Below are 18040 nucleotides of genomic sequence, written 5' to 3'. Positions count from 1 at the left end.
ATTTATCATGCGTTTGTAATAACATAGCCGGCCAAAATTTTTTAGGGTATGTCAATCTTTGGCAACCCAACCTTTCGGCTTCTGAATTCATCAACAGTAGTTGCAATAGGAGGAGGGCTCCGGCTGCACATCGCCTTTCTCCTTGCAGGTCTCGCAGTTCAGATACCCGAATATTGCGCCTGTGCCCTGATCATTTATGCTACTTATACCCTTGATCGGGCGCTCGATTGTAAAGAAGATGCAATCAACAAACCCTCACTTATAGGTGCAAATGGCAGAATAGGGATCCTTGCCTGCATTGTTGCATTTCTTCTGGGTACCTTTCTCTTTGTACGCGACGGGATTTACCTGGCACCCTTTTTCCCGTTCATTGTCGGGTATATTTACACAAGAGGTCTACAAATCGGACCTTATGCATTCAAACTCAAAGGTGGAGCCGGGATAAAAAATATTATCATCGGCATAAGCTGGGGAGGAGCGATCGCACTTGTCGTAAGCCGTTACTGCGGCAGTATTGCAACTGTCGGTGTGATCTTCCTTTTCTTTGGACTAAAACTGTTTGTCACTTCATGTGTGAATGATTTCAAAGATGTTCGCGGTGATGTGGCTGCCGGCATTCACACGCTCCCTGCATATCTTGGAGAGAATCTGACAAAAAAAGTCCTGGTGATCATTATTGTTGCGCTTCACATCGTGATGGCTTATGCAGTGTTTTTCCATGTTATCCAGAATGAATGGATTATAATCGTGTACAGTTTCGTAATTACCTCATCCTTCCTTCTTGTATACTCATCATCATTTGAAAAAAGCTCGCTAATTATCTGCCGGAGGCTTCGAGAAATCGTTATTTACTGGGAATCGGCCATAACACTGGTAATCCGGTCATGTATAATGGCCTAATCATCCGCCTCAATTTTTTCCGCTCTGTTAAGGTAATAAGAAAAGAGACGGTTCCCCCATTCACGGGCGGAAGGATCATAACTGATGACATCGTGTTTGGAGTCAAATACCCCGTTATTATAGAATAAGGACAAAGAAAAATAGGTATCCGTGGTAATATTTGAGAATTTGACGTCTTCTTTTAACACATACACATCCGCGGATTTGAGTTTCAATCCTTCATTGAGCAGATGCCGGTATTTCTCCTGAATAATTTTAAAAACGCCGGGTGTCAGGATCAGGGACATTTTCACCCGCTTCTTGGCAAGATTCAGGAAAAAATCCGGGAATCTCGGATGCACGGTATGGGATATGCCGGTGAGCGTCCTTGCCTTGTTTATGTTATCCAGAAAAGCGCTTATACCGAATATTTCCTCATCTGCTGTTTCCAGGATCTGGTAATTTCCCAGATCTCCGATATCCATTAAAAGCTCAATCGGAAGTGCGTCAAGATTATGATCCTGCCAAAACTTTTTGTTCTTGTCAAATACATCCATCGTTCTGATAAGCGGGGTCATATGGGCAGTGAGGACTCTTCCCATAGATGTGAGAGAAAATTGTTTTCCTGCTCTCTCAATCAGGTGCTCTTCCTCAAGAATTTTAACCTGGGGGAGCATGCCGGTGGACGTGACTTTTAGAATCTGTTTAATTTCATCCCATTCTTTTGGGCCGTTATTTAAGAGGATCAAAAGATTCCGCCGTTTATCGGATGCCGAGATGATACTCAAAAGATCGCTCATGTTGCACTGTCCGGAGTGTGTTTTCCTGAATAGTGTATATTGCTATCACGTATGAAAAACCCTCCTGAAATATGACGTCGGGATCTCTGATTTTTAAGTTTCAAGGCGTGTTTTTTTAAAAGACTGAATGCCTCTCTTTGGAGTTTGCTCGAAAACCCGGATGCAATTCGATGGATTGCCATGGCGGTAACGTCCGGGTCTGGTAAGGTCTCCGCCAGCGTAAATGGATTATAACCGCGTTGAAATTTTTAATGGCGTTAAAACTCACCGGCAGGTAATAATATACTTGTCCCTGCCGATACAATGAACACTGTCTGATTTCCTGAATGAACAGTAAGTATGATACCATACCGGCACACAGGTCCTTCCCGAAAGTTTTCCCTCGTAAAGTGATCCAAGATCCTTGGAAAAATCTGTTCTCTTTGGGATTTCAGACAGACTTTCTTCATCGCGGCTAATGCATAGGCATCACAGAACAACTTCGTGCCGAATCTGTACCAGAGAGATATGACCACGACGACAAATCCGGAAAAACGGGAAGATGGCAAATTATCTGCAATCCTGACCCCCTCCGTGGATCAGAGCAACGACATTCTCTCCCTCATGGGTGCCGTCGTACGAATGTCTGTCATCCCGCAATTTCTCATAGATCGCAGTCACTCGGTTATTGCCTGGAACCGGGCGCTGGAAGAATCCACCGGGATCTCCGGAGAAGAGATATCCGGGACGCCGCGGTCTTGGACGGCATTTTACGAAACAAAAAGGCCCTGTCTTGCTGATCTACTGGTAGATGATGCAACAAAAGACCTAAGCATCTGGTACCGTGACAAATGGGCGGAATCCGATTGCGTTGAACGATCCTATGAAGCCATTGATTTTTTCCCCCGCTTGGGAAAGAAGGGCAAATGGTTGCATTTTACCGCGGTTCCTATCCTAGACGGAAACGGGGTGATCCTTGGATGTATCGAAAGCTTTGAAGATCTTACTTCCCTCAAAATGATGGAGCGTTCATTCCTGCTTTCCCAAAAAAAACTCCATCTGATGAATAATATTGTCTGGCATGAGATAGAAAACAAGATCACAAGCATACGCGGGTACATCGAATTTTCAAAAGAGATCGTGAAAAATGAATCGTGCATGAAGTGTTTTGAAGCAGAGGAGAACCTGCTGCGGAAAATCCATGCTCTCCTCCAGTTTACAAGGGATTACCAGAAGCTCGGTACGCAACATCCCTGCTGGGTGAATGTGGGGAGGGCGATCCAATCAGTTTTCTCTTTAATGGAGACCGGATCTCTTTCGATGGATGCCGAGGCACATGCGCTGGAGATCTTTGGAGACCCCGCACTTGAGATAATGTTAGCCTATCTGGTGAAAAATACCCTGGCAAACGGGAAATCTGCACCGGAAGTCAGGATCAGTTTTGCGGAAGTAAAGGAAGGCCTTCAGCTCACCTATGGGGACAATAGCGCCGGCATTCCCCTTACAAGGAAGAACAATCTGTTCAAAGAAGAGATCGTGAATGCCAGCAACTTTTCCCTGAAACTCATCCATGACACCCTTGAATATTCCGGTATGAGCATACGGGAAACCGGTGACCCGGACCTGGGTTTGCGCTTCGAAATTCTTATTCCCAAAGGTGCATACCGATTTAACCGGGCCCACTGCTAGATCTCTTTTATCAACCGCTTTGAGTTCATGGAAAGCAATCAGTGTATCCCCAGAACTGCAATAATCCCGATCCCAGAGGTCCTGCCGAAGAGGGGGAGTACGGGTCCCGGGTAATGTAAAGACGGTTAGGGCCGGTGAAGTGATTAGTAACGAGATCGTGAATCTTCGTGCCGTGTACTTGATAGTCCCCAGAGCACAGGATCATCGCTGGAGAGGAGTTATTGCCCTGGGGGACATGTATAAACCGCAAGAGTGTGAAACCTCAAGAGTGAAAAACAGGTAACCCTCGGAATCCCGGTGAATCCATGCGTATTTCCTCCTGCAAGAAGACTTACAGCAACGAGACCCAGCGTGCCGTACCGCTCGCAGAGACCCTTGCACGCATAGAGCCGAAGATCCCCGTTGCCGGCATCACCCGGGTAGCAGAGATCACGGGTCTTGACAGGATCGGTATTCCTGTCTTCTCCTGCATCCGGCCGACAGCAGAGGATGGGGCGATCACGGTATACAATGGAAAAGGCGCAACCGTGGAGGAGTCGCGAATCTCCGGGATAATGGAAGGGATCGAACGGTATTCTTCCGAAATTCATGATCGAAAAGTCCGGCTTGATACCTATGAGATGCTTAAAGACCGGGAACCTGTGATAAATCCTGCAGATCTTATCCTTCCGGCAGAAACACAGCCCGGGCATGTACTTCCCTGGGTCGAGGGATGGGATATTGCCAACGATGAGCAGCTTCTTGTCCCGGCCCAAGCTGTATTCCACCCGCTTCCGAGAAATTTCCGTCAGATCTTCCGCACATCCACCAACGGTCTCGCCTCGGGAAATACCCGGGAAGAGGCAATCTTTCACGCGCTTTGCGAAGTGATCGAACGGGATGCATGGTCTCTGGTGGAAGCCACCCGCGATACCGGGCCATCAGTAGTAAATATCAGCGATCCGATGCTTGCGGATATGCAGAAGAAGTTTGCCGATGCGCAGGTGGATGTGATCGTGCGGGATATCACAAGCGACATCGGCATTCCCACGATGGCAGCGGTTGCAGATGATGTGCTCCTTAAAGATCCCTCGTTGCTCACCATTGGGATCGGCACCCATAGCAATGCACGAATCGCGGTGATGCGGGCACTCACTGAGGTAGCACAGAGCCGGCTTACCCAGATCCACGGGGCACGGGAGGATACAATAACCGCCGAGCTCAGGAAGAAGATGGGCTATGACCGGGCGAAAAGGATCAACGGTTACTGGTTCAAGGATAACGGATATGTGGACTATGCGGCTCTACGATCGTTTGACAGTGACGATTTTGCACGGGATATCCGGGTTGTCATAGAAGCGCTCAAAAAACAGGATCTGAACCGGGTAATCGTGGTGGATCTGACCCGGGAAGAGGTGGGAATCCCGGTGGTCAGGGTAATTGTGCCCGGTCTTGAGGTGTATGCCATGGATCCGGAGCGCAGAGGAGAGCGGCTGAGACATGCCAAAAACCATCGTCTTTCTCGGGCCAAGTCTTGATCGGACTTCTGCGGAAAAAATCCTCCCTGCAGAGTACCGGCTACCCGCAAAACGGGGTGATATCCTCGCCGCCGTCGATGCCGGTGCCACAATCATTGGTTTGATTGACGGGGTATTTCACCAGGATTCCGCGGTTGCCCACCGGGAGATCCTCACCGCTGTAAAAAGGGGCGTTGTGGTGGTCGGGGCGTCCAGCATGGGTGCACTGCGGGCTGCAGAGATGGACACATTAGGAATGATTGGTATCGGTAAAATCTATCAGATGTATAAGGAAGGCACACTTATTTCTGATGACGAAGTTGCATTGGTCTTTGATCCGATCTCTGGATACGCGCTCTCAGAACCTCTCATTAACATCCGCTGTACACTTAAACGGGCAGAAACTGCAGGTATCATAACCGCAGCGGACCATGCTGCCTTTCTTGCCGCAGCCCGTTCAGTCTTCTACCCGCAGCGAACATACCCAAAAATTGTATCTGTAGCTGGTGGGGTAATCGATGTCGATACCCGGGAACGGTTCCTCGCCTATACTGAGGCTACTCCGGCCGACCAGAAAAAGGAGGATGCGATCGCTGCAATCGAATATATCCGCACGCTCAAAAAGGGAGTTTAAGAGATCTGCACCGGTCTCGTCTCAACATCCGCTATCCTTTTGCTTTTTGCGCATTCTCGAAGAAAACGGCGCACTTACAGGATCTTACCGTCCGAGCAGTGTTTTTGATATAATATATTCCCCTCGCGCTTCCCGGGTCGTGCCAACAATGAGCCAGCGCTCATGTCCGTGCTGCTCCACTACGCCGCAGGCTTCGATGGTTTCGCCGGGAAGGGCCTGGCCGCTGTATGTATGCGTGAACGAAAGAACCTTACTCACGGATTCATGTTTAACAGAGTAGACCGCCGGGTTATCAAAGGCAAGCGACGCATCGGTTACCCGCGCTTCGATCGTCTCTTTTCCCAGGATTTCGCCTTTCCCGGCAGGAACCCCTTTGCAATCATTATAAGTCCGGGTATACAGGATATCAAAGTAGGTGCCATCGATCTGCCCCCGGTTCCACTTCCGCTGTTCATGAAGCACAAAGGCCTCAAAGGGGATTTCCGGTTTACGTTTTTTGTACACTTTCCGCCACATATCCTGTGACATGCCCTCGATCTTTCCCTCGTCAATGCCGCGTTTGACCTGCGCCTGCGCATCAAACCAGTGCCTGCCGTATACTACCATGTCGATATCCGAGGTCTCATTATCGAGACCGCACAGGAGTGAGCCGGTGCAGCCTATCGTTCCCTGGGGGAGGTCGAAAAGATGCAGCAGTTTCCTGACCCGATCATGTGATGTGGCTATCCGGTAAATCTCCACATCCGGTTTTAATACCCTGCGCAGATCGGTAACCGGTATACGCTGAACCAACCCGGCATAGGCCGGTTTCTCGCGTGCGATCCGCGCATAGGCGTCTTCAAAATCGTACTTGTGGTACCTCTGGCCGGCCGGGTTTACCCGGTCTCCCTGGCTGTCCGGCACGTACCTGAGAACACACCCGACATTACGGTCATTGTCATACGTGGAGACGGCGTAGATCCAGCCGTCAGGATCCTCAACAAAATCACGCAGGCGGATAGGGAGCACGGGTACCACATCCGGGATCAGCCGGATCGCAGAAATGCCTCTATAGCATCCGCCTCGGCACCGCGCCTGACAATCTCTTTTTTGGTCAGATCAACGACAGTACTGGGCTTCCCGGCAAGTCTCCCTCCATCAACGAAAAGATCCCGGGGTACGGTACATTCCTCGGGAGTCTGCGGATCTTTTCCCCCGGAGAGGTTGGCACTTGTCGCGGTGATGGGCGCATCAAATTTCTCAATAATCTGGAGGGCAACACCGTGGGCAGGGATCCGGATCCCGATCATCCCTGTTCCCCCACTCAGGATTTCGGGCAGCATCTTTCGTACCGGCACAATCACGGTCACCGGCCCGGGCAGGAATCGTTCGATAAATTCCTCGGCAAAGGGAGTGGTATGCGACACCGCAGCAAGCATTTCGAAATCAGAGACCGCTATTGATATCGGCTTTGAAAGATCCCGCTTCTTTGCCTCGTACACCTTTTCCAGGGCCTCATCGGAAAAAGCATCAGCTCCAAGACCATACAGCGTATCAGTCGGGTACACAATCAGGCCATCGTGTGTCAGTACCGAGACTGCGCGCTCGATAATATCCATTAGAATTCCCTGCCACGGACCCGGTTAATATCGAAAACTGCCTTGCTGCTCACTTGCATCACGGCAAATACGCCGGCCTGGATTGGATCGGTAACTACAAGATCGGCATGCTCCGGTACGGTTCCCGCCATCTTGAGGGCAATGACCGGAATACCGGCTTCCCTCACCCGATCTACCGCTTTTGAGATTTCGCCACCCATGATCGAACCGGCGAGCACGAGAATCGATGCGCGGGGGAGTCGCGAGACTGCGTCAACCGCAAGGGCAAGTGTACGTTCGCCCACCAGTGGGATTGTATCAACTGATATGCGCTCGCCCCGGATGTTATGCCGGTCCGCTTCATTTACTGCACCTAGTGCCACCTGAGCAACCTGCGCCCCGCCACCAATAATGATCACCCGGGAACCGAATATATCCCCAAATGGCTGGAAATTTTTTACGTCCCGGACCGATTTTATTGCTTCAAGATCGCGCACCAGCTTTTCCCGATCAGGACCCGGTTCGTACTCAAGATAGAGTTCTCCAAGACCGGCATAGGGGCCGGAATCAAAGATTTCCTGATTTATCATGAGGATATTTGCCCCATGGCCGGCAATAACTGTCGCGATATCCCGCAGAACACCACTGGTATTCTCCGCAATGATTCGCATTGCACAGCGTTCAGGTTGCGCGTCCATACCAACCAATGCGATAGCCGGGGATCGAACCCGGGTTAGAAGCTTGGGAAGCTCCTGTCCTGCCGCTAGACTACTATCGCGAAAGTACTTTCTGCTCTATCATATTGCCTTATTTCGAAGATAAATATAGTGCTCCCCCGGATCCAGAGGAGAACGTTCTGTTATTTAGAGATATTTTTATGAACGGCGGCAGAACATTATAAGCATACATTGCTTGCGGATACCTTCCTGCCCGGCATATTTCCGGGACGGATTCGCACACCGTTTGACCATACATCTATAAGGGAGTACACATCGTGAGAAACATCCGCTTTTTCCTGCTTCTGGTGCTGGCTGCCGCAGTCATCACCCTGGTAAGTCCTGTTCAGGCAGATTCGGCAACACCAGGCGTTCTCTATCAGGAGAACTTTGCATCAAATCCCCAGTGGACCACCAACAATCCTTCATCGGATTACTGGGATTCCACTCAGGAGATGTACCATTTTGGAATCGAGCCAAGTACCGGCAATTATGCATACTCGTCAGCAATCAGTTTCAATGGTGGATCATTCACACTGGAGTACGATATCCTCTTCGTGCAAATGGATCCCGGTGCCACATTCAGACTGGGCTTTACCGGCACCGATATGGACTTCAACAAGGGCCCCAACGTGATAACTGCGTTCACCAATAATAAAAATGGTCTGATTATGGTGCTCCACACAGTCTCCCCCAGTGCCATTCAGGAAGAAGTAACCAGTGAGCTATCTTCCTATGGCGGGCAGACTGTTAACTTCGAATTGAATACTACATACCATGTCAAGGTCGATTATAACAACGATACAAACATCATCACCGAGACGGTTACAAATAAACAGACCGGTCAACCTCTCTGGAGTTACTATATCACTTCACAATCCCCCCTCAAGGGAATGAACAGGATCTATCTGGGTAATGTTGGCGATTACGGTACTATGGGATTGTACGCAATAGGGTGGATCGATAATGTCCGGCTAACTGTTCCTGCACCTGCCGCATCAGTAACGGAAACCCAGCAACCTGTCATCACCCAGCCAACGTACTCTATTAATCAGACTGCGACGACACATCCGCTTGTGACATATACGCCAATATCTACGGCGACAAAGAAATCTCCGATTCCGGGATGGGTATCAGTGAGCGCTGTGGGAATTGTAGGGTTTTTCACCATAATTCACCCTGTGCAGAAAAAGAAAAGATAAGCATTTGGGGAAGTCAGGGACGCTCCATTTTTAACTCCGGTTTTTCTTTTTTCCGTTGAATGATGCCGTTACTTGTGCCGGATCAATTTTGTAATGATTTCGTTGGTTGGCGAATCACGAAATAGTGAGAGGGATGTGGTGCATCATGATCTCCATGGATTACGTCCCCCCTTGTGAAATTCATTAAAACGCACGAACTTCGCAAAATCTTACACATGCGATTTTAAATCGATTTAATGATGTTCACCCATTTCTGATTCACGAACTCATAGAGCACAAAATAGTCTGGGTCCTTAAAAAGAGTATGGGGGTGGCTTTTATGAAGCCTGGAGGATGTGTATCAGGGTTTTTGAGGAAAGGCCGCATGCGGGAGCGTCCTTCCCGGTTTTGTCTTGCTCGTGCTGCTGCTTGTTGTACCTTTCAGGTTGTTCATCCCGTAATTTTCGGGTCATCCGGAATGAATGATGCACAAGTACTGATGATAAATCGTTTGTACGAATGCGTGGCGGGAACGGATGAACCGGCCCCGGGATCACAGAATACATTACAGCCTGTCGGGATCTGCCCAGAATCACCGATGTCAATGTTCTGCTGAACCGGGTATATGCAACCGGTTTGTGCAGCGTTCGCAGGATGTACCACAAGACCGATCATGAGCAGGACCAATGCTGTTCCCATCAGGATCTTCCCGGTGTCCATTGTACGTGCTCCATCCGTTTTTTGTTCATGGGTCGGTGACACACCGAAAACATTTCCGGCTATCACCTGATCTCATAGTTACATGCAGCGTCACTTATATTGCCCCCATGAAGCCGGTTAGACCATTGAACCCGCGGGTTATACAATAACCTTATTGTGTAATCATGATCGGATTCAGTGAATCCGGGCTTGGAACGTGCATAGGGTTATAGGAGGACAAAGCAACGTATCTCTCAGGAAGAATATGGACCCGGCAGACAAGTCTCCCACAATTGTCGTTGAGGATACGGAGGATTCTCTCGATGAACTCTCGGAATATCTCGATGTTTTATCGAGCAGCGCCCGATTGAGGATTGTTAAGTTTCTCGAAAAGAAACCCCGGGATGCGCGGGCTATCTCCCATGAGATTGAGACCAGCTATGAAAATACCAAGAAACATCTGGACAAACTCATGAGTATTGGTGTGATAAAAAAGGAGGCTGGTTTAGGCTCCCCGACGTCCAAAGGGATTCACCCGGTCTGGCAGTATTCTCTTGTCCCAGGAGGTCTTGAATCCATTATCCGGAATCTCGGACTCTTCTCCAACACCAGAGTCCAGATTATCGGTGGGGAAATATCACGTCGGCTGGAATCGGTCAAAAATACTCTCTCCAAGGAAGTGCTCGGGAATGTTCCCGCAGTAATTATCCTTGGCGGTCATGATGATGGCAAAACATTCCTGTTGAGGAACGACGGAGTACGGGTCGGGCGCAGCGATCCCGAACGCCCCGCCGGGGCAACCGGAGACAGCGATGTTGAAATTTCCGGATCCTATACTGCGGTCACCCGGATCTCAAAACCTCACGGCAGATTCCTCCAGAGAAAAGACGGATGGTATTATGAAGATTGTGGGAGTACCGGTGGATCGATGCTGAACAATGCGCGACTGGAGCGCAATACCCCCGTCCAGATTCACGATGGCGATCTGCTGGAACTGGCAAAAGGCCCGGCCGGGACAAAGATGCTGTTAATTATCCCCAAAAGCCCATAATATAAGTAATCCTTCTAATAATGTAACAGATTCTTCCCCCCCTTCACCCTTTGCCTCCACCCATGAATGAGCCATGATCCAGAAAAGAATTGACCCCATTAAGACCTGCATCCCGGCATGGATCCTTATTATCAGCGCAGCGGTATTGCTTATTATCGCATCTTTTGTCCCTCCAGCTGCAGGAGCGGAATACGTGGTTGCACCATCCGGAGGCAGCTTTACCAGTATCCAGAATGCAGTGACATGGGCGTCGCCTCTCGATACCATTGTGGTGAAGAGCGGGACCTACCCGGGGACAGTCAAAATCGATAAAAGGATCACGCTGATTGGGATGGATACCGGTGGAGGAGCGCCGGTTATAGATCCCGGAAGGAAAGGAACCGCTGTTGAGATCGATGCTGACAATTGTTCCGTTCAGGGTTTTGTTATCCGGAACAGTGCGGAGGCGAGCGGGATTCTAGTTGCCTCGAACGGGAATACGATCTCCAACAACACTCTTACCGGTAATGCAGTAGGGATCCAGCTCTCTTCTACAAATAGCAACTGGGTGACCGGAAATACGATAACTGCCAACAGCCGGGCGGGCATTGTGCTCAAGGATGCCCAGGGTAACCTGATCTATGGGAACCGGCTGACAAACAATGCTATCGGGATATCCATTGATGAGCTCTCCGGTGCTAACACGATCTACCTTAACTCCTTTTCCAATACGGTAAATGTTGTGTCCCGGGGCAGCGGCCAGCAGTGGGAATCGCCGTCAAGTCTGACCTATACGTATATGGGACGATCGTTTACCCGGCAACTGGGAAATTACTGGAGTGATTACCGGGGGACCGGAGATCAGAACTCTGATGGGGTAGGTGATGCATCGTATATCATACGTTCTGAATCTGCCCGGATTTCTGGAAATGCCGGCTCTGGCAACGAAATCGATCCGGCTCCCCTCATGGATCCTATTGATTATTATCTGCAGATCAGTTCGGCGGCATCCGGGACAGGGACGATTACCCCGCCATCATCCCCCTCAGTAACTGCACCTGCCACCGGACAAGTATCAATTCCCGAGGAGAGTACTTCTCTGCCTGGGAGCCACCCCGGCAGGGATCTCGTAACTCTGGTCATAATTATAATCCTGATCGGTATTGTTGGAGTTGGGGGGATGCTCTTCATCCGGTCCCGTTCACAGCATAAAGGTCAGGTACTCTCTGCCCCGGTAAATATCGACGATACTCCGTCTCGTCAGGTTCACGCATCACACCACGTTGACGAATCCTTAGTATATAGTAAGCCCCCTCTCGACACCGGCCCTATGGAGACCGTTCCTGCCCTTGAGACCGAAGTGATCACTGCCTCTCGGGAATCAGCTCTGCCCTCAGCAGGATCGAAGTTTTACTTCCCGCCGGAACTTGAGAGCAGGTATAGTGACATCCGGCATATCGGCCGGGGGGGCGTGGCGCAGGTCTTTGCCGCGCATCGAAAATCCGATAACCTTCTCGTAGCAGTCAAGATACCGATCAGCTTTGATGAAGTGACCGGTAAATGTTTCCTTAACGAGATTGCTGCATGGCAGACACTCCGTCACAAAAATATTGTCGAAGTGCTGGAGGTTAACATCCTCCCGGTTCCCTATGTGGAAATGGAATATGTGCCCGGTTCCCTGGAGTCCGTGGAAAAACCCCTTCCGGTCTGGAAGGCGGTTCATCTGGTGCACGGGATAGCAGACGGTCTGGCATACGCCCATACCCACGGAATCATTCATCGTGACATCAAGCCGCACAACATCCTTGTAACCAGCGATTTTGTTCCCAAGATCACTGACTGGGGCATGAGTAAAGTCATCGCAACTACCATGGACAAATCCAATGTTGCCGGTTTCTCTCTTTCGTACGCTGCACCTGAACAGGTCTCCCCGGCCGAGTTTGGCAGAACTGATATCCGTACCGATATATACCAACTGGGGGCGCTCTTTTACGAGCTGGTCACGGGGTCCATCCCCTTTGGCGGGGACAGCATTGTTGAAGTTGGAAACGCTATTGTTCGGGATGATCCCCTCCCTCCCACCGAGTACAATCCCGATGCGGAAGTCGTGGAAAAAATTATCCTTAAATGTCTTGCAAAAAATCCTGCGGACCGGTACCAGTCCGCTGACGAATTGCTTAATGCTCTTTCCCGTTATCTTGATGAGGACGATGAATAAAGAATCGCGGTCAAAATTGTGATGGTAACTGATTGGGTAACTTACGAACCAGCAATCTGCGGACATTGCGGCGGACTAGGCTGTTCCTATTGCAATGGGACCGGTACCGTTCTTGTGCAGGCACCCAAGAAAGTCTGTCCCGAGTGCGAAGGAGTGGGTTGCCTTTATTGTGGTTTTACTGGATGGTTTCATCCTAAAGGAAAGTACGACTAATGCCCCCCTCACCGAAATGCCCCTTCGATTCTGTGGGGAATTACACAATCCTCGAATCGTTTCAGGAAATAGCGATCGGTCATCCCGGAAATAAAATCACGGGTGAGCCCGGCAGGCGGGGTCGTGTGAAGGTACTCCCGATTAACCCATGGGGCATTAATAAAATCAGAGAATATTTTTGAGCTGCGCCGATCGGATTCTATATCGGAAAGATAGGTTAAGAACAGAACCCGGTACATCGTTCGGATCTTTTCCCGCTCCGCGGTCAGTTTCGGGTTATTGTAAATGGTGTGCCGGGAGAATGCCCGGAGTGTAGCGAGTGCATGTTCTACCTCCCTGCTGTAGGAGATAAAACATTTATCATCCGCATCGCTGTTCTCCAGTAGATCACGAATCAGGGTATCGATTATAGCGCGGTTATCTGATCCAAATACCTCTTGGCATTCCTGCGGAATCTCACCGGGATTTTTAATAAGCCCGACTTCTTGTGCATCTTGGAGATCGCGGCCAATATATGCAATCGTATCGGCAAATTTTACCACACATCCCTCAAGAGTCATCGGAGATCCAGGCCGCCCACCTGTCTCGTTTGCGCAGACTTTCCGATCAAAAGTTGCCCAGTCCGGGCAGGATTCCGGGGACATACGCAAATCCTCGGCTTCCCCGTTATGGCAAAGGATCCCGTCCAGTACCTGCATGGTCAGATCCTGATCCTCAATCCTGTCCAGGGATCTTACGCTCTGAACGTTATGGGCAAATTTCCCGATCCCGTGCTCCAGGCAGAGGTCCGAAAGGCAGGCCTCGCCGAAATGCCCATAAGGTATGTGACCGATATCGTGTCCGAGCGCGATCGCCTCGATCAAGTCTTCGTTGAGGCGCAGGCACCGGCCGATCGTGCGGGCGATCTTCGAAACGAGCTGGACATGGATAACCCGGTGGGTGATGTGGTCGTTTTCAACAAGGTAAAAAACCTGAGTCTTGTCAATGTACCTCGTGTACGCCCGGGTATGGAGGATTCGGTCCGCGTCCCGGGAGTACGGGGTGCGTATATCTTCCGGCTTGCGGCTCTTGCGTCTCAGCGCCTGGTCGCTGCGCGAGGCACGAGGAGAGAGAAGAGCCTCGCGTTCGCGTGTGTACCGGAAAATTGCTGCGTTGCGATCCGGGTCCTGATCTCTCTGCTTTACCATGCGTAGTGTCAATTTAGGGGGCGGGGGGCATTAAGGCTGACGACTGTCGTGCCGTTACCGTCACTACGTGACAAAGGTCTCCCAGTACAGGATGGCCTGCCCATTCATCGCTTCAACCAACTGGTCTTTGGCGGCACCGGGTGCGAGATCAAGTTCTGTATCGAGCCCGTAAACCTTGAAGAAGTTCCGGGGGTCTTCCCATGGGGCGGGCAGGGGCCGAAGTACCCGATTGTCCCAAAACTGTTGGTTCCCCGGACCGCCCGGATCGGGAAGGTCACCTCGGGGTCCTGAAGGATTTTCTCCGGTATGAGTCTTGCCAGTACTATTTTTCAGGCTATCCAGTGAATGAATCCCCTGCCACCCGGGGCATCAGGATCCGTACAGATGAGGGCAAGGCATTTTGCGTGTTGCACGTTTACACGCCCGACTTCGATCTCAGGTTATTTGTTCGCTCCAGCGCATGTGTATGCGCTCGGGAGGCTTTTAACGGAAATCCGTACACTTAATGATTCCATAATTACATTTCCCCTCTTCTTGCATCATCAAGGGCACAGTCCATAAAATTTTGATCATACACAACGATGTCATACATCACGATTTACTCGATCTTTCGTTCATTTCCCGCTTATGAACGGGCACTCCTTCACCTCCCCTCATGCATGCCGGTTGCCCTCTCCGCATGTTTATTGTCTCACAAGGTGAATACAACAGGAAAGAAGTACTCTTACTGTACTTCAGAGGCAACCATGGCAAAGAAATCTACCGGCGCCCTGCCGGAAAAACCCACGAAGGATACCTGCTCCCACGAATGCTCCAGCTGCGCGACGGCAGGAACCTGCTCCGATGCAAAGCCAGGCCTGCCCCCCAAAGCGGACATCGATGTAAAGCACGTTATTCTGGTGCTTTCGGGAAAAGGCGGTGTAGGAAAATCGACAGTATCGGTAAATCTTGCCTACGCGCTCTCCAGCCACGGTAAAAAAGTCGGGCTCCTTGACTTGGATATGCATGGCCCCAATATCCCAAAGATGCTCGGGATAGAAGAGTACAAGCTCTCGACTATCGGTACCAAGATTGAACCGGTCCGGGTAACCGGTGCCCTTTCGGTTATTTCCATGGCATTTCTCCTGCCGGATAAAAGCACACCGATTATCTGGCGCGGGCCCATGAAGATGGCGGCGATCAACCAGTTCCTCACTGATGTAAACTGGGGATACCTGGACTACCTTGTCGTGGACCTTCCCCCGGGCACTGGGGATGAGGCTCTCACGATTGCTCAGCTTGCACCCAACGTGCGCGGTGCCGTGATCGTGACCACTCCTCAGGACGTTGCCACACTGGATTCAAAAAAAGCCATCAAGTTCGTGGAAAAACTCGGCCTCCCTGTGCTTGGCGTTATTGAGAATATGAGCGGGATGGTCTGTCCCCACTGCGGTCAGGAGATCGACCTTTTTGGCAAAGGCGGCGGTAAAAAGATTGCCGATGAGTTCTCGGTTCCGTTCCTTGGGGCAATTCCGATCGATATTGATATGCGTAAGGCAGGTGATGAGGGCAGACCGTTCATTATCCGGCGTGGCGACAGTACAACATGGGCGAGCGTGGACAAGGTTATGGAAGCGCTTATCAAAGTGGTCGAGGGATAAGCCGGCATGGACTTCCTTCGGATCCTTTCCGGGAAATCAGCCCCGCTTCCCATTTATGAACCGGTTATTGCCTGTCTGGAGAGTCCTCAGGTATTTCCCGATCTGCTGGAACCGGTGTACCGTCAGGCAATGAAGCTCGATGACGAGACCCTTGACCAGTTCCGTTTTGCGCTCTTGCGTCTCCAGATCTATGCAGATGTCCACAGAAACGAGGATCTGGAGAAGGCTATGTATATCCGTTACGTTGCCCAGGTTCTCGAAAAAGTGATCTTTGGAACCCTTGTCATGGAGCCTCAGGAGCCTGAGACCTCGTGAAACGATATCAGGTGCCACAAACCTCTTATCGGGGAGGATATGCACGGATGATATCTATAAGTGTCCGTCCGTATCATGTATGATCAGGCAGATATATCCAATCTGAGACAATCTTCATGCGATCTTTCTGCATCCGCAAAGTGAATACAAACGAAAAGGTTACCTATGACGTCACGCATGCATGCCCCTCATACCACTTGCCCGGGTTGTCAGGAAGAGGTGTTCCTCGACGAGCTGGTGGGTGGCAAATGCCCGCTGTGCGGCTGTTCACTGGAGGACTTCGAAGAGTCCATTGGCGAGTACGACGGCATTCTCGATCGTTCCGATCTTTCGTGGCTAATCTTCAATTATTTTGTATTTAAGAAATTTGCGGACTTAGGGGTTCCCCCTTCCCAGATCATGGATCTTCTCAGCACCTATGAACAAAACGCTGAGAAGCCCCGCGAAGAATGGACAAAATCGGATTTCTCCCTCGAGCTTCCTATGGGTATGTTGGATGCACTTCGTCCCAAGAAATGCGCCAAGTGCAACCGACTCTTTTTCCGTGGCGGAAAAAAGGAAATTCACGGAGATATGCGCTCCACAAAAGTATATACCCGGTATTTTTGTGACCGGTGCTGATCCTTTTTTCTGATAGTGCTTTCTGATTTCGTCAAAGCTGGCGAAAAAGTCTGCGATCCTGATATATAATGCCGTTGCCAAAAAAGGGAGTGCTGTTACTTTCGCAACGATACGAGCATAATGATCCCGATAATGGCAAGAGCAGCACCGCTGATCAGGAGGGGGAGAAGAACATCAAAGGGTGTTGTCCCCGGGGGAAGTTCCGGTTGAGGGATAAAGGAAGAGTTGCCAGCAATCAGATATTCCCGGATCATGAGCTGTGCTGATGCGCTGCCTTTGGTTGTGTACTTTTGCTCTCCAACAGTCACCGTATATGAACCGGGCGGAAGGCCCGGTTCGTTGAGTGAATAGGTCCACTGGTTGGTATTGGCACCTTCCACCACCGGGATAGTTTGTGAGGTGACCAGATCTCCCGATGTTGCATTCCGGACGCTGACCTGGAGCTGGTTTTCGGTTCCAATGTTTGTGGTTCCGGTGATGAGTAGTGCTTCACCAGTGGTCTGGTCGGGCAGGCTTCCGGCACTATTTTCCCGGTTGAAGTGGATAGTAGGCTCCTCCACGTAAAAATAATACGGGGTAAAAATATCATCCACATCGGGTCTGTCTGAAGCATTAAGAACAGTCTCGGCCACCGGCACAATATTAGCCGGAAAAGTTGCCGGAGAACCTATATTTTCTACAACTTTTCCGCGGTCTGAAATGCGGATGCTGCCATCAGACCAGGATAGCGGCCCGATCTCAAACACCTGGTTAGCTCCGGGATCCTGAATCAGGAAAGCATATTTTCCCGGGGAGAACCGGTTTGTATCTGCCGGCTTGAGCGTAAAGGTATAATTCCCTTTTTTATCCGGTGTCGTTGTCATGGTGGCAAAATAATTGCTCCCGAAAATCCAGAGAGTAATCGAACCATTCTGGGCACCGGACCCCGAGAGAGTTACCGTATCTGCCTTTACAATAGTCTGGGGGGTGCTCGTATTAATTACGGTAAGATCAGCAGATACTGGCAGTACAATCAATATAAGAAGAATAACTGCCAGAATTGTCGAGTTCATACGGGCCTCAAGGATCACATCGTGGCTTACAATCGCCCGGTGCAACCGCTTGTATAAATAGGGGGTTTTTTTCTCTTTTAACATTAACGCCCGGAATCTGACTCGCGCTCTATG

Annotated in this window: 19 protein-coding genes and 1 tRNA gene; 11 read left to right on the top strand and 9 right to left on the bottom strand. The window is 50.3% G+C overall.

The window, feature by feature from the left end; genetic code table 11:
- The first annotated feature begins 48 nt into the window (after positions 1-48).
- Complete coding sequence (locus MBOO_RS10315; RefSeq protein ID WP_012107550.1) at positions 49-900, top strand: UbiA family prenyltransferase; 852 nt, start codon at positions 49-51, stop codon at positions 898-900.
- Here the strand turns inward: MBOO_RS10315 and MBOO_RS10310 are convergent.
- Positions 897-1628 (bottom strand): helix-turn-helix transcriptional regulator, encoded by a 732-nt coding sequence (locus tag MBOO_RS10310; protein ID WP_232385602.1) that lies wholly within the window; start codon positions 1626-1628, stop codon positions 897-899. The two genes, MBOO_RS10315 and MBOO_RS10310, sit on opposite strands and share 4 nt — an antisense overlap.
- A gap of 558 nt (positions 1629-2186) precedes the next feature.
- Between MBOO_RS10310 and MBOO_RS10305 the strand changes: the two genes are divergently transcribed.
- From MBOO_RS10305 to MBOO_RS10295, 3 genes are all read left to right on the top strand, one after another.
- Positions 2187-3347 (top strand): nitrogen regulation protein NR(II), encoded by a 1161-nt coding sequence (locus MBOO_RS10305; RefSeq protein ID WP_048068446.1) that lies wholly within the window; start codon positions 2187-2189, stop codon positions 3345-3347.
- A 305-nt stretch (positions 3348-3652) separates the two neighbouring features.
- Positions 3653-4864, top strand: coding sequence for a YcaO-related McrA-glycine thioamidation protein (locus MBOO_RS10300; RefSeq protein WP_012107547.1), 1212 nt, complete (start codon positions 3653-3655; stop codon positions 4862-4864).
- Complete coding sequence (locus MBOO_RS10295; RefSeq protein WP_012107546.1) at positions 4827-5477, top strand: TfuA-related McrA-glycine thioamidation protein; 651 nt, start codon at positions 4827-4829, stop codon at positions 5475-5477. The genes MBOO_RS10300 and MBOO_RS10295 overlap by 38 nt, the downstream gene beginning before the upstream one ends.
- An 84-nt stretch (positions 5478-5561) precedes the next feature.
- Here MBOO_RS10295 and MBOO_RS10290 read toward each other — a convergent pair whose 3' ends face one another.
- The 4 genes from MBOO_RS10290 to MBOO_RS10275 form a co-directional block, all read right to left on the bottom strand.
- Positions 5562-6485, bottom strand: coding sequence for a DNA polymerase subunit beta (locus MBOO_RS10290; RefSeq protein ID WP_048068445.1), 924 nt, complete (start codon positions 6483-6485; stop codon positions 5562-5564).
- A 17-nt stretch (positions 6486-6502) separates the two neighbouring features.
- The gene (locus MBOO_RS10285; RefSeq protein WP_012107544.1) at positions 6503-7075 is read right to left on the bottom strand and encodes an L-threonylcarbamoyladenylate synthase; all 573 of its coding nucleotides are present in this window, start codon (positions 7073-7075) and stop codon (positions 6503-6505) included.
- The gene (locus MBOO_RS10280) at positions 7075-7752 is read right to left on the bottom strand and encodes a DUF5612 domain-containing protein (RefSeq protein ID WP_012107543.1); all 678 of its coding nucleotides are present in this window, start codon (positions 7750-7752) and stop codon (positions 7075-7077) included. Before MBOO_RS10280 ends, MBOO_RS10285 begins: the two co-directional genes overlap by 1 nt.
- A gap of 9 nt (positions 7753-7761) precedes the next feature.
- Positions 7762-7832: transfer RNA gene (locus MBOO_RS10275), tRNA-Gly, on the bottom strand.
- Between the two features lie 216 nt (positions 7833-8048).
- Here MBOO_RS10275 and MBOO_RS10270 point away from each other — a divergent pair.
- Positions 8049-8972 carry a hypothetical protein gene (locus MBOO_RS10270; RefSeq protein ID WP_012107542.1) on the top strand — a complete coding sequence of 308 codons (924 nt, stop codon included), beginning with the start codon at positions 8049-8051 and terminating at the stop codon, positions 8970-8972.
- A gap of 429 nt (positions 8973-9401) precedes the next feature.
- Here MBOO_RS10270 and MBOO_RS10265 read toward each other — a convergent pair whose 3' ends face one another.
- A complete protein-coding gene (locus MBOO_RS10265; RefSeq protein WP_048068444.1) occupies positions 9402-9671 on the bottom strand; it encodes a hypothetical protein in 270 nt (89 codons plus the stop codon).
- Between the two features lie 244 nt (positions 9672-9915).
- Between MBOO_RS10265 and MBOO_RS10260 the strand changes: the two genes are divergently transcribed.
- Positions 9916-10701, top strand: coding sequence for an FHA domain-containing protein (locus tag MBOO_RS10260; protein ID WP_012107540.1), 786 nt, complete (start codon positions 9916-9918; stop codon positions 10699-10701).
- A 73-nt stretch (positions 10702-10774) separates the two neighbouring features.
- Entirely contained in the window at positions 10775-12898 is a 2124-nt protein-coding gene (locus MBOO_RS10255) for a protein kinase domain-containing protein (RefSeq protein WP_012107539.1), read from the top strand.
- A 221-nt stretch (positions 12899-13119) separates the two neighbouring features.
- Here MBOO_RS10255 and MBOO_RS10250 read toward each other — a convergent pair whose 3' ends face one another.
- The gene (locus MBOO_RS10250; RefSeq protein WP_012107538.1) at positions 13120-14298 is read right to left on the bottom strand and encodes a deoxyguanosinetriphosphate triphosphohydrolase family protein; all 1179 of its coding nucleotides are present in this window, start codon (positions 14296-14298) and stop codon (positions 13120-13122) included.
- 48 nt (positions 14299-14346) lie between these two features.
- Between MBOO_RS10250 and MBOO_RS14180 the strand changes: the two genes are divergently transcribed.
- Positions 14347-14589: a hypothetical protein gene (locus tag MBOO_RS14180; protein WP_232385601.1), complete on the top strand. Its 243-nt coding sequence runs from the start codon at positions 14347-14349 to the stop codon at positions 14587-14589.
- Between the two features lie 38 nt (positions 14590-14627).
- On the opposite strand, the gene MBOO_RS14175 is transcribed toward MBOO_RS14180, so the two are convergent.
- Positions 14628-14711, bottom strand: a complete 84-nt coding sequence (locus MBOO_RS14175) for a hypothetical protein (RefSeq protein WP_232385651.1) — start codon at positions 14709-14711, stop codon at positions 14628-14630.
- 333 nt (positions 14712-15044) lie between these two features.
- Here MBOO_RS14175 and MBOO_RS10245 point away from each other — a divergent pair, with 333 nt between their 5' ends.
- The 3 genes from MBOO_RS10245 to MBOO_RS10235 all read left to right on the top strand — a co-directional run bounded on the left by MBOO_RS10245 (position 15045) and on the right by MBOO_RS10235 (position 16874).
- Entirely contained in the window at positions 15045-15938 is an 894-nt protein-coding gene (locus MBOO_RS10245) for an Mrp/NBP35 family ATP-binding protein (RefSeq protein ID WP_012107537.1), read from the top strand.
- Between the two features lie 6 nt (positions 15939-15944).
- Positions 15945-16253 (top strand): hypothetical protein, encoded by a 309-nt coding sequence (locus tag MBOO_RS10240; protein ID WP_012107536.1) that lies wholly within the window; start codon positions 15945-15947, stop codon positions 16251-16253.
- Positions 16254-16418: 165 nt separating this feature from the next.
- Positions 16419-16874, top strand: coding sequence for a hypothetical protein (locus MBOO_RS10235; RefSeq protein ID WP_012107535.1), 456 nt, complete (start codon positions 16419-16421; stop codon positions 16872-16874).
- 95 nt (positions 16875-16969) lie between these two features.
- Here MBOO_RS10235 and MBOO_RS10230 read toward each other — a convergent pair whose 3' ends face one another.
- On the bottom strand, positions 16970-17926 hold the full coding sequence (locus tag MBOO_RS10230; RefSeq protein WP_157677674.1) for a hypothetical protein: 957 nt from the start codon (positions 17924-17926) through the stop codon (positions 16970-16972).
- Between the last annotated feature and the right edge of the window lie 114 nt (positions 17927-18040).

The sequence above is a fragment of the Methanoregula boonei 6A8 genome, from assembly GCF_000017625.1.
Classification (GTDB): Archaea; Halobacteriota; Methanomicrobia; order Methanomicrobiales; family Methanospirillaceae; genus Methanoregula; species Methanoregula boonei.
Note: the sequence above shows the minus strand (reverse complement) of the source record. Positions and strands in the feature narration are given on the sequence as shown.